Source organism: Candidatus Methanoperedens nitratireducens (genome assembly GCF_000685155.1).
Classification (GTDB): Archaea; Halobacteriota; Methanosarcinia; order Methanosarcinales; family Methanoperedenaceae; genus Methanoperedens; species Methanoperedens nitratireducens.
On record NZ_JMIY01000007.1, the window covers coordinates 696,753 to 709,192 of the forward strand.

The following is a 12,440-nucleotide window of genomic DNA, read 5'->3' on the forward strand; positions in this document are numbered from 1 at the left end:
GGGATTACTATGGCTAAAATACTTGCAAAAAATTTAACAAATAAGAGGGTAATGCTTACAGACGGATCTGAACTGGGATTTGCCAGTAATGTAGTGATGGATATTCACAGCGGGAGTCTATTGTATCTACTGGTGAAACCTGCCATTATGGTTGATACTTCAAAATATAAGACACAGGATAATTATATATTAATACCGTTCGAGGCTGTCAGGGCTGCAAAGGACTATGCCATAGTTGATAAAAAGATTGTACAGGGTAACGGTATTAATTAGTTTTATTTTGTAAAGTAAGAAGGCAGTATCTTGATAGATGAGATAGGTGAAACGAAGACCACAATAATTTGCTCAACCCAGGACAGAGCAAGCCAGAATATCAAGAACAGCCTTTTAGCTCTCAGAAAATGGGAATCCATCAACTCGGATCATTCGGTTTTTGAATTTAAAAATTTCAGGATTGTAGAGATAAAAGAGCCTCTTATATATCAGGACGGGCTTGATAGGAAATTGATCAGGTGCGGTTTTCCTGCTCATCTTATGATCTTTGCATCCAAGCACAGGAGCAAGGATGGGAGGGCTATTCTTACTGTTCATTCTACAGGGAACCTGAATGATGCAAAGTTCGGTGGAATGCGCAGGCAGCTTGCAGTCGCAGCACCTCAGGCGGTTCGTTCATTATTTCGTTCACTTAAAGTACTGGGTGAGAACGAAGAATATGAGGTCACTCTTGAGTGCACACATCACGGACCAAGCGATCTTGAAGTACCTTCTGTTTTTATCGAGATCGGAAGTAATGAGCAACAATGGGTGGATGAAGTGGCAGGGAAGATAGTTGCAAATGCCATATTGATGCTAAAGGATAATGACTCGCCGGTTGCTGTTGGCTTTGGGGGCACACACTATGCTCCCAGGCAGACCGCCCTCCTTCTTGAGACAGGTATTACTTTCGGGCATATATTCCCTGGCCATGTTCTTGATGAACTGGATGAATCTATGATACGCCAGGCATTTATGAAATCAAAAGCTGATTTTGCTTACTTTGATAGGAAGTCAATGAGGGCAGAGCAGCGTGAAAAACTGGGCACGATGATAGAAGGTATGGGGTTTGAGGTGTTAAAAGAGAGTGACATAAGGGATATGGATGGTATTCCCTGGGAATTTTGCATGCAGTTACGGCAGAAAATAAAAGAGATATGCCCCAGGGGCCGCCCCAGGATCACGGATGGGATAAGATGTGAGATCCTATCCTGTCAGGACTGCATATGCCCGAAGGTAAAGATCGCGCGTATTAACCCTGCTCTTTTATCTGAGGCAGAAAAACTTGATAAAAAAAGACTCAAGAAATTCCTTACTGATAACAATATCGCATACATAGAGTATGAGGACGGCAGGTTCGCTCATGTGATAATCGGGCTGGATAGCAACTGCGCCAGGTTAGCCGCAGAAGAGCTGACAAAAGAATGTGTTGATATTCTTAAAAAGAATTATGACGTTAGCATAAATAAGGGGATATTGCAAATAATAGAGAGAAGATTCAACCCTGAACTTGCGAGATCCCTGGGAATAACTGAAGGCCCCCTGTATGGCAAACTGGCCAGAGGTGAATCTGTAATTATAGATGGGAAAACTATAAATCCAGATATGGTATATGCAATAGGCAAAAGAGCCATTAGATTGAATTATGATGGAATTACTGAGGAGTAAGATATGGAGTCAATAATAACAGAGGCTGTTTCAAGAGCAGGAGATGCTAGAAATTCCTTTGCCGGGGAAACGGATGAGGAACTTCTGGCAATTCTGCAGGAATTAAAAACGAATATTACGGTAATAGGATGCGGTGGCTCAGGCTCAAATACGATCCAGAGGATATCAGAGGAGGGGATAATCGGGGCAGATCTGTATGCGCTCAATACTGATGCTCAACATCTCCTTAACATTAAAGTCAGGAAGAAGATCCTGATCGGGCGGAGCAGGACCAGGGGACTTGGCGCAGGAAGCATACCCCAGATAGGACAGGATGCTGCCCAGGAATCAAAAGCACAGATAGAGAAGGCAATCGGGAATGCAGATATGGTTTTTGTGACCTGCGGCCTTGGAGGAGGAACAGGTACAGGTGCTGCTCCGGTTGTGGCTGAGGTCGCGCGGGATTCCGGTGCTCTGACAATAGCAGTAGTCACTGTACCCTTCACGGTTGAAGGCGCGGTACGTATGGAGAACGCGGAAGCAGGTCTTGAGAGGCTCCGTGATGTTGCAGATACTGTGATCGTGGTTCCAAATGATAAATTGCTTGAAGTTGTTCCACATCTGCCGCTCCAGGCAGCATTTAAGGTATGTGATGAGATCCTGATGAGGGCTGTCAAAGGAATAACCGAACTTATCACAAGGCCAGGTCTTGTAAATCTTGATTTTGCTGATGTGAGGGTTATACTTCAGAAAAGCGGTGTAGCCATGATCGGTCTGGGCGAAGCCGAAGGTGAGAATAAAGCAATAGAATCTGTGCAGAAGGCACTGCGGAGCCCACTGCTGGATGTTGATGTTACAGGTGCAACCGCGGCTCTTGTTAACGTCATAGGCGGGCCTGATATGACTATATCAGAAGCAGAGAGTGTTGTGAATGAACTTTACACCCGTATAGATCCAAGCGCAAGGTTGATCTGGGGTGCTATGGTAGATCCAGAGCTTGAGCATATCATACGGACGATGATAGTTATCACAGGTGTAAAGTCGCCACAGATACTTGGAAAAAACACATTAGGAAATATATCTACAGCAAGATATGGAATTGATATTGTTAAATAGGTTTATTTAATTTTTAATGAATATATATATTAGCGAGATCTTTAATTCAATTCAGGGTGAGGGACCTTATGCAGGTGTGCGCCAGGTGTTTGTACGGTTTGCAGGATGCCAGCTTCACTGTGAATACTGCGATACCCCGCAGACCCGTGATACTGCTGAGTATACAGGGTGCAGGATTGAGAGAACCCCGGGAAGAGGTGATTTCTACTATATCAACAACCCGCCTGGCAGGGATGGGCTTGCGGGAATAATAAGGGATTTATGGTCGCCTTCAACCAGACATGTATCCCTTACAGGCGGAGAACCCCTGATACATGCTGATTTTATTAAGACACTTGATCCTGGATATCCGCTATACCTTGAGACAAACGCAGGACTCCCGCAGCAGGCCCGCAAATTAAAAGATATAATAGCTATAGCCTCATGCGATATTAAACTGCCTGAACACAACTCTACGGATAATTATAGTGAACTATTGAAGAATGAGCTTGAAACGATCTCCATATTAAACCAGACATCACATACCTTTGTGAAGGTAGTAGTACTTCCTGAAACCACAAAACATTCGATATCCTTAGCTGTTGATGGAATTGCATCAATAGATAAAAACATCCCTCTCATTCTCCAGCCCGTAACATCAGATAGGGTACCATCAGCAGGACTGCTGTTTGAACTGATGGATTTTGCAGGAGAAAAATTAAAGGATGTGCGTGCTATACCGCAAACGCACAGGATGATGAATTTACTCTAATAACCTGTTGCAGTTGCCAGTGCAATTACGGTCTGGGCATTAGGGGATGAACCGACTATTACCATGGATTCCTTTGCTGACCATATGATGGTATAATGCGCTTTCTGGCTCCCACCGATTGTCGGGTAATCTGTAACCTGTGTTGCCCTGTGTCCGTTAAAGGATATCTCCTGGAAAGGGTCGTAATTGGCATCTTTGTACCTTAACTTGTACTTGGAGATCAGAGCCTCGGGATTATCATCTTCAATTACCTGAATATAAATATCATCACTATCATACCTGTAAACACCCTCAGTAGCATTCATTAAAGAGCCACCGATATCTACTTCTGTCTCATGGGTACCCATGTAGGTAAAACCAGCGGGTAGATCGGTCTGAGGTATATAATCTGATGCGGAGGTCGGGTTATCATCCCTGCCAGATATACATCCTGAAACAAAAACTGCTGTTAGAAATAATGCAAGTAGTAATATAATTTTTTTGGACATTTTTTATCTCCTGTACTCTTTAATACGCTGTGGACTTAAAAAATGTAACGGTCGGGCATCCATAACAGACATTAATCAATATTTATTAAATACAAACGATTTTTACCCATAATGTATATATATACATGATTGATAAACCTATAATTTAAATTGGTGGTATATGCCTGTAGGCAGATCTGTAATTTAAGTGGGGTAACATATACATTCGCAATATGCAGATATAGAATTATAATTTAGACGGGGGTAGGGAATTATGCAGATGGAAACAGTACATGAGGTTATTCTATGGATGGAGGATTGTGCGCCTGAGCGACTCACGCCAAATACCGTCATGTTATGTGTCAGGAACATGTTTATGCTTGAGAATATGCGTGACTTTCTCTATGATGAATATGTTGACATCATAAAGCGCAGCGGGAATGCAGGGATTGTTAAATTCTGATATACAAAAAACTTTAAGTCAATTATCGCCTTAAATGGAGGTGGTGATCTTATGAAAGTATATATTTGTAATAAAGGTTGCTGCCCGGCAGTCGAGACTGCAGGAGACGATGTTTTGATCGGTGAGGGCGCAAATACGGTAAGATTAAAAAAGAATGAATGGAATATGCTGGTCGAGAAGATACGATCTGGAGAACTCAATCCGATTTAGAGAAAACCTTTTTTACCGATAAGGGGTACAAATACAACTTCCCCTTTCTCCTCCTTTTTAAATCCATTGGTTTTTATCACAAGATAGAGTATCTGATAATATTGGCCTACAGGGATAACGAGCTTACCCCCGATCCTGAGCTGATCTGTTAAGGATTCCAGGATCTCAGGTGCTGCACATGCCACACTGATACGGTCATAAGGTGCAAAATCGGGAAGACCAAGAGAGCCATCGCTTACAATTACAGTCACATTGGTGATTCCTGCTTTTTTAATGTTCTCACGGGCAAATGAGGCAAGGTCTTCTATTACTTCAACAGCATATACATGGCCGCTGCCTGCAAGTATCCCCATTACAGCAGCATGGTAACCTGAGCCTGCCCCTATTTCAAGCACCTTCATGCCGTCCCGAATATCAAGCAGATCGCACATTATTGCAACCATATGAGGAGCCGAGATAGTCTGTCCCCACCCTATCGGTAAAGGATAATCCGTATAAGCATATTGTTGTTCGTTCTCAGGGATAAAAAGGTGCCTTGGTACACGTCTAATGGCATTGAGCACGCGTTCACTTATCCCCCTCTGTCTTAATTCCCTTATCAGCCTGTCCCTTTGTGCTTCAAACTCCATACAGACTCCCTCTTCTTAATCACAACTCGCTCTCCTCTTGACTTTGAGATCCGCCTGGGTTCTCTAATCCCTGGGTCAGCATATATACGCTTTATATCCTTTGCCTTAACTGCAATACCCTTTCGACTCTTAAAGCCACCATCCCGTATCTTTATCCGCTTAATCCTCAATTCGCGGTTATTCACCTGGATTTTTTCCCCGATGACAAATTCCCTGTCCCCTGCTACCCGCATCTCTATGGATTCGGTTAATTCCCTGTGGCTCACAGCTATCTTCACAATGACCTCATCAATAGCGCGTGCCCATATTGTTTTAATGTCCTCTGCTGCCGCACTGTCCATCCTTTTATCTCTGACTTCGATGGAGGTCACCCGCACAAGGTTCACTTCGCCTGTTACCTCATCATCAACAATGAGCTCATCATCTGTCTTTATTATGCCTGAGAGAAGGGCTCTTCTACGCACAGATTCCTCTCCTTTACTGACTATGATTCTTACCTGTACTGTGCGGGGCTCTACATTTTCCATACTTTAACATTAGAGGCAGAGGACATATAAATATACTTCAGTAACTCTGGATACGGATGGATAGTGAGAGTTAAAGGAAAAAGTGACATGATAAATCATGTTATTTAATCTATGTTTAAGAAATGCTTAAATAAGAGATCACTCTTATACTGCATACAAATAAATGAGCTATGGAATGTAACATTTATTTGGAGGATCTCTTGAAGTTAACATCAAAGCCCTTATTATATACACCTGATTGGCTGATCTCTTTTGAGAAGGATATAGCCGGAGAGATAATCCTTCATCATGATCCAGGAGAAGTGATAAGGGAATACAGAAAGAGATATGGCATGTCACAGGAAGAACTTGGTGAATTAATGGGCATGCGCAGGGAATCCGTCTCACGTATCGAAAACGGTAGTGTAACACCTACTTTCGATTTTGTGAAGACATTTATTAAAACCATGGCTTTGATTGAGGCAATCCGGGTTGAGAGGGCACAGCATAAGAAGATCAATGTCTATTTTCTTGAGAATATCGCAAGAGAATCTGGTTTTGATCTTGAAAAGTTTCCATTTATACTGGCAGTAGCAGTAGAAAGTTATGATAAAAAACTCATTAAAATCAAAAAATCGTTAAAGGAGAAAAGATATGGTAAATGATTCAGTTGTCTGGCTTGAAGAGGTTGGTAAAGAAGACATAGCTATAGTTGGTGGCAAGGGCGCAAGTCTGGGCGAGATGATCAGGGCAGAGCTGCCAGTCCCCAGAGGGTTTGCAGTAACAGCTCAGGCTTTTCGCAGGTTCATAGATGAGAATGGAATTAGTGATGAGCTTTTCAGTGCCCTTGAAGTGGATGTCGATGATGCTGATATCCTGAGAGAAGCTGAAAAAAGAGCAAAAAAATTAATCCTGGATGCAGGAATATCTCATGATATTGAAAAAAGCATCATATCAAAATACAGAGAACTGTGCAAAAGCGAGGAAGACGATGCCTTTGTGGCCATCAGATCAAGTGCAACGGCCGAGGATCTGCCTGATGCCAGTTTTGCAGGACAGCAGGATACTTTCCTTAATATAAGAGGAGAGGAGGATGTACTTGAAGCGGTCAAGAAATGCTGGGCATCGCTGTACGGTGCACGTGCCATTTATTATCGTGTGAAGCAGGGATTTGACCATCGTAAGGTAAACCTGTGCGCAGTAGTGCAGTTAATGGTTGATGCTGAAAAAGCGGGAGTCATGTTCTCATCCCATCCCTCCACAGGAGAGCCGGTCACAATTATCGAAGGTGCATGGGGACTCGGTGAGAGCGTGGTCTCAGGTTCTGTCTCTCCGGATTATTATGCTGTGGATAAGAGAAACCGGAAGATAACAGAACGAAGGATTGCAATTAAAAACATCATGCACATTAAAGACCCACAGACCGGCAAAACCGTAGAGCTTCCTGTACCTGAGGATAAAAGAGATGACAGGGTTCTGGATGACGATGAGATTCTGAAGCTGGTTGAGCTTGGAGATATCGTAGAAGAGCTTTATGGCATCCCCCAGGATGTGGAGTGGGCCATCAAGGATAAGGAGATCTTCATGCTCCAATCAAGGCCTATAACAACTATAAAGAAGAAAAAAGAGACAAAGGAAAAAGAAGCAGTATCAGCATTGCTTGAAGGTCTGGGAGCATCGCCCGGGATTGCATACGGTGAGGCAAAGCTCATCTCTGATGCCAGTGAGCTCGGGAAGGTCAAAGATGGCGATATACTAGTGGCAGTCATGACCACTCCGGATATGGTCCCTGCCATGAAGCGCGCCTCAGCAATCGTAACAGATGAGGGCGGACTGACATGCCATGCAGCCATAGTATCACGGGAACTGGGATGCCCTGCTGTAGTGGGAACCCGAAAGGCAACCTCGCTATTGACCGATGGTATATTGATAACAGTAGATGGTGAGAAAGGGCTTGTATTCAATGGAAAAAAGGAGAGCGAGATGGCCAGAGCACTTGACCCGGAGAAGACTGTATCATTTGCCAGATCAAAGCCGATTACTGCTACCGAGATAAAGGTAAATGTGTCGATCCCTGAAGCAACTGCACGGGCGGTTGAGACACAGGCTGATGGTGTCGGGCTTCTGCGAATCGAGCACATGATCCTGGGTCTTCCCAAGCACCCAAAACAGTATATAAAGGAAGGGAAGGCAGATGAATATGTCAATGAGCTGGTTTTGCGCATCCAGACAGTGGTTGATGCATTTTATCCAAAGCCTGTCTGGGTGAGGACGCTTGATGCACCAACCGATGAATTCAGGGCGATGGAAGGTGGAGAAGGAGAACCTATAGAACCAAACCCAATGCTGGGGTATCGGGGCATACGAAGGGATTTGATCGATACAGAGCATTTCGAGCTTGAGGTAAGAGCATTCAGGGAGTTAATAAAACGCGGATACAATAATATAGGCATCATGATCCCGCTGGTTCAGCATCCCTCAGAGCTTCGTAGGGCAAAGGAGTTCATGCGCTCAAAAGGGCTTGATATTGATAAGATCGATATAGGGATAATGGTAGAGATACCGGCTGCTGCGCTCATAATCGACCAGTTCATTTCAGAGGGGCTTGATTTTGTGAGCTTCGGAACCAACGATCTTACCCAGTACACGCTTGCGGTGGACAGGAATAATGAGCATGTGGCGCATCTTTATAATGAGATGCACCCGGGTGTGATGAAGCTAATCGAGCATGTTATCACTGAATGCAATAAGGTGGGCGTTAAGACCAGTATATGCGGACAGGCGGGTAGCAACCCGAAAGTGGCAAAGCGGCTGGTCGAGCTTGGAATAACAAGCATCTCTGCTAACATAGACGCAGTCGAGACTGTGCGCGAGATGGTGGCAAGGACAGAGATGCAGTTGATTCTGAAGGCGACGAGGGAGATGAAGTAAGGGGAACTAATAGATACAACTATCTCTTATCCAGAACTAAACAACTATATACTACCAGGTTCTAATGCTTGAAAAGGTAGAACATGCCCAAAACTAAAACCTCTGGAGATATCCAGAAATGCTATAACATAATGGTCACTGGAAAAGTTCAGGATACCGGCTTTAGAATGCTCATAGAGGACATTGCAAGGCTGCACGATCTCAAAGGCTATGCTTTCAATGATATCGACGGCAGCGTAAAAATGGTCTGCTGTGGTGAGGTTAGCGTTATCGATGAATTTTTGGATGAATTGAGATTTAGGGGAGTTCAGAAAGGGGCAATAATTGATGACATTGAGAAAGAGGAAATAACCCAAAGAATCTTTCTACCGCAGAGATTTTTAAGGTTATATACAGATGAGCTTGCTGATATCGGAAGGAAGCTGGATAAAGGAAACGATTTTCTTGGAGAAATAGCAAAAAATACTTCAGAGCTAACAAGAAGTACCTCAGATGTATTAAAGAATACTTCAGCACTTCCAGAAATCAAATCCGTATTTGAGTCTTTTGTTATGGAACAGCGAGATTTCAATAAAGAGATACGGGAGCATAATATGGAACAAAGGGAGCATAACAAGCATCTTGAGAAAATCCTTGAGAAACTTGCAGAAAAAGCCTAAGAGTATATCAGACAGGTCAGTCTGATAAGATATTCGTTTATTTTGTTCTGACATCAACGAACAATCTGTTCATCAAGAAATATCTAATTTTCAGACAGGCTCTTAGAGCATGAACTCATTCCTTGACTGGCTTACCCTCCAGCAGAGTTAGCGCTTTAAAAATTATAGTAACATATATATCAAATGTAAAGAATATGGATTCTGGATTGGTGATCTTGCTCAAAAATGCAATCATGAGGGATTACACATCTATGTAGAGGTGGTAAAAATGATATCAAATAACATCTGCGGAGGACGTACTCATGGAATAGGGGCTGGAATAACAATATTTGTACTATTACTGCTGGTAGGCGAGGCAGGCGCATCAGGAGAAGTCTGGACATGGGGAATGAATAATGCTGGTCAGCTGGGGGACGGGACACAAACTCAAAGATCAACTCCTGTTCAGGTGATTGGGCTTTCGGGCGTTACTGCTATTGCAGGTGGAGGCCCTCACACCATAGCCCTAAAATCAGATAGAACGGTCTGGACATGGGGAGATAATTATTATGGTCAGCTTGGAGACGGAACAAATACATTAAGAATAACCCCTGTTCAGGTGAGCGGGCTTTCAGGCGTTATCGCTATTGCAGGTGCACAACAACATACAATAGCCCTCAAATCAGATGGGACGGTCTGGACATGGGGAGCTAATTATAATGGTCGGTTGGGAGACGGAACACAAACTGATAGATTAACTCCTGTTCAAGTAGTTGGCCTTTCGGGTGTTACTGCTATTGATGGTGCATTCTATCATACAATAGCCCTCAAATCAGATGGGACGGTTTGGACATGGGGGTATAATTCTGATGGTCGGTTGGGAGACGGAACAAAAACTACTAGACTTACCCCTGTTCAGGTGATTGGGCTTTCGGGCGTTACCGCTATTGCAGGTGGATCATGGCATACCATAGCCCTCAAATCAGACGGGACGGTCTGGACATGGGGGGGTAATAATAATAATCAGCTTGGAGACGGAACAACAACTACTAGACTTACCCCTGTTCAGGTGAGCGAGCTTTCAGGCGTTACTGCCATTGCAGATGGAGAAGCTCATACCATAGCACTTGGAGGTCAGCTTTCCACACCCACCCCAACACCTACAGTTACACCTGTACCAACATCCTCACCCTCTCCAACTCCAACAACAATGCCACCAACTTCTACGCCAACATTAATAAATTCCTGTACTAAGATTTCATCACCTGGTGAGTATGTGCTCAACAGAAATATATTAGACAGCTCTGAGATTAATTGCATTAACATTACCTCAAGCAATGTTGTTATTGATGGCGCCGGGTACACGATTGACGGCATAGATAAAAGAGAGACTTTTGGTGTGGTAGTTTATAACTCAACAACAGTTCTTACAAATGTTACTGTTAAAAATTTGAAGGTAACGGATTGGGATTATGGAATCTATTATAAGAACGTCCAGAAGAGTATTATAGTCAACAACAATGCCAACTCGAACAACGCTGGCATCAATCTGCGGTCTTCCAGCAACAACGAACTGAGCGGAAACACTGCTAACTCGAACAACGATTTAGGCATCATCATGGCCTTTTCCAGCAACAACAAACTGAGTGGGAACACTGCCAATTCGAACATGGACGGCATCAATCTAGGCTCTTCCAGTAGCAACACGTTGAGCAGCAATAATGCAAGCTTGAACCACCAGCACGGCATCGTTCTGGACTCTTCCAGCAACTACAACACGCTGAGTGGAAACACTGCCAACTCAAACGCCAAATATGGGATTCGTCTGACCTTTTCCAGCAACAACAAACTGAGTGGAAACACTGCCAATTCGAATTACTATGCTGGCATCCTTTTGTGGTCATCAAGCAACAACACAATTTATAACAATATTTTCAATCATTACGTCAACTTTGATTTTTCTGGTGATAATAACAATACTTGGAATACCATGAGAACTTCAGGATTAAATATTATCGGCGGCTCCTACCTCGGCGGGAATGTCTGGGCAAACCCAAGCGGTAAAGGTTTCAGCCAGACCTGCACAGATGCAGATAACGATGGGATATGTGACTCAACTTATGTTCTTGATGCAAACAATATTGATTATCTGCCGCTTGCATATAATCTATCTGTTGCTTCTACACCAATTCCTACAATCGTCCCTACTTCAACACCTACTGCAATTTCATATCAAGTTACAATAGAGATATTCGGTTCAAAGTTCAATCCTATCGAAATGAGAATACTAAAAGGTACAACTGTGCGATGGACTAACAAGGACAGCAGTTTGCACACAATAAATGGAGATAATTTCAGGTCACCTCCACTTAATAAAAGAGATACTTGGGACTATACTTTTTATGAAACTGGAACATACGAATATAGTTGTTTAAGCCATCCATATATGTTACATGGAAAAATAATTGTGGCTCCAGATTCCATTCCTGCCAATAAACCAGCAACCACTCAAACAACAATCTCAGTCGAAGTTAAAGAAATAAACAAAACCGAAGAAAAACACCAGGAAAGTAAAGTCCCTGCAACTCCCGGATTTACTGCAATGAGCTTTTTGATTGCAGGAATGTTATTATCAATCCTTATTCGGAAGATAAAGTAAATGGCACTTCCAATTTATAAAATTGAAAAATTTTCTGTGCCCATGTCCAATCTACCCCTAAGTCAGTATTCCTCTCATGCCAGCAAGCTATAAACCGCAGATGAACGCGGATAAACGCAGATACGATGCAGCAAATCTGCGTTCATTTGCGTTTATCTGCGGTTCGAATTCTCATATGTTTGGCGTAAGACTATATTTCGCATCTTAGACTCGATCCTATTTTCCGCACTTTTCCACTTTGCAGCATGCTATTTTATGATTTTATTTATCGTCCAGTCTCATAGAATTCCGTTGTATGTATAACCTTGCATTCTCTTAGCGCATATTATATCCTGACTTTGACAGTTAAATAATAGTATTGTCCTCAGCATGTTTGTTATTTATGACGTA

13 protein-coding genes are annotated in these 12,440 nt (G+C 43.1%); 10 read left to right on the forward strand and 3 right to left on the reverse strand.

Going from position 1 to position 12,440, the window contains the following annotated elements; all coding sequences use genetic code 11:
- Positions 1–9 precede the first annotated feature (9 nt).
- Genes ANME2D_RS15525 through ANME2D_RS15540 form a run of 4 tightly spaced genes read left to right on the forward strand, consistent with a single transcriptional unit; the run spans position 10 to position 3,547 of the window.
- The gene (locus ANME2D_RS15525; protein ID WP_048093508.1) at positions 10–273 is read left to right on the forward strand and encodes a PRC-barrel domain-containing protein; all 264 of its coding nucleotides are present in this window, start codon (positions 10–12) and stop codon (positions 271–273) included.
- 30 nt (positions 274–303) lie between these two features.
- Positions 304–1,701 carry a D-aminoacyl-tRNA deacylase gene (locus ANME2D_RS17580; protein ID WP_241763382.1) on the forward strand — a complete coding sequence of 466 codons (1,398 nt, stop codon included), beginning with the start codon at positions 304–306 and terminating at the stop codon, positions 1,699–1,701.
- Positions 1,702–1,704: 3 nt separating this feature from the next.
- Positions 1,705–2,796, forward strand: a complete 1,092-nt coding sequence (gene ftsZ, locus ANME2D_RS15535) for a cell division protein FtsZ (RefSeq protein WP_048093510.1) — start codon at positions 1,705–1,707, stop codon at positions 2,794–2,796.
- Between the two features lie 16 nt (positions 2,797–2,812).
- Complete coding sequence (locus tag ANME2D_RS15540) at positions 2,813–3,547, forward strand: 7-carboxy-7-deazaguanine synthase QueE (RefSeq protein ID WP_048093512.1); 735 nt, start codon at positions 2,813–2,815, stop codon at positions 3,545–3,547.
- On the opposite strand, the gene ANME2D_RS15545 is transcribed toward ANME2D_RS15540, so the two are convergent.
- A complete protein-coding gene (locus ANME2D_RS15545; RefSeq protein WP_048093514.1) occupies positions 3,544–4,035 on the reverse strand; it encodes a hypothetical protein in 492 nt (163 codons plus the stop codon). The genes ANME2D_RS15540 and ANME2D_RS15545 overlap by 4 nt on opposite strands.
- A gap of 253 nt (positions 4,036–4,288) precedes the next feature.
- Between ANME2D_RS15545 and ANME2D_RS15550 the strand changes: the two genes are divergently transcribed.
- Positions 4,289–4,477, forward strand: a complete 189-nt coding sequence (locus ANME2D_RS15550) for a hypothetical protein (protein ID WP_048093517.1) — start codon at positions 4,289–4,291, stop codon at positions 4,475–4,477.
- Positions 4,478–4,528: 51 nt separating this feature from the next.
- Complete coding sequence (locus tag ANME2D_RS18285) at positions 4,529–4,687, forward strand: hypothetical protein (protein ID WP_157834173.1); 159 nt, start codon at positions 4,529–4,531, stop codon at positions 4,685–4,687.
- On the opposite strand, the gene ANME2D_RS15555 is transcribed toward ANME2D_RS18285, so the two are convergent.
- Together ANME2D_RS15555 and ANME2D_RS15560 are read right to left on the reverse strand one after the other, a co-directional pair.
- Complete coding sequence (locus ANME2D_RS15555) at positions 4,684–5,316, reverse strand: protein-L-isoaspartate O-methyltransferase (protein WP_048093519.1); 633 nt, start codon at positions 5,314–5,316, stop codon at positions 4,684–4,686. The genes ANME2D_RS18285 and ANME2D_RS15555 overlap by 4 nt on opposite strands.
- A complete protein-coding gene (locus tag ANME2D_RS15560) occupies positions 5,286–5,843 on the reverse strand; it encodes an HVO_0476 family zinc finger protein (protein ID WP_048093521.1) in 558 nt (185 codons plus the stop codon). Before ANME2D_RS15560 ends, ANME2D_RS15555 begins: the two co-directional genes overlap by 31 nt.
- A gap of 200 nt (positions 5,844–6,043) precedes the next feature.
- On the opposite strand from ANME2D_RS15560, the gene ANME2D_RS15565 reads away from it, so the two are divergent.
- The 4 genes from ANME2D_RS15565 (at position 6,044) to ANME2D_RS17170 (ending at position 12,050) form a co-directional block, all read left to right on the forward strand.
- Positions 6,044–6,487: a helix-turn-helix domain-containing protein gene (locus tag ANME2D_RS15565; RefSeq protein WP_048093525.1), complete on the forward strand. Its 444-nt coding sequence runs from the start codon at positions 6,044–6,046 to the stop codon at positions 6,485–6,487.
- Positions 6,477–8,753, forward strand: coding sequence for a phosphoenolpyruvate synthase (gene ppsA / locus ANME2D_RS15570; protein ID WP_048093527.1), 2,277 nt, complete (start codon positions 6,477–6,479; stop codon positions 8,751–8,753). Before ANME2D_RS15565 ends, ppsA begins: the two co-directional genes overlap by 11 nt.
- An 83-nt stretch (positions 8,754–8,836) precedes the next feature.
- A complete protein-coding gene (locus tag ANME2D_RS15575; protein ID WP_048093529.1) occupies positions 8,837–9,412 on the forward strand; it encodes an acylphosphatase in 576 nt (191 codons plus the stop codon).
- Positions 9,413–9,680: 268 nt separating this feature from the next.
- Complete coding sequence (locus tag ANME2D_RS17170; RefSeq protein WP_052368986.1) at positions 9,681–12,050, forward strand: NosD domain-containing protein; 2,370 nt, start codon at positions 9,681–9,683, stop codon at positions 12,048–12,050.
- Positions 12,051–12,440: the final 390 nt, after the last annotated feature.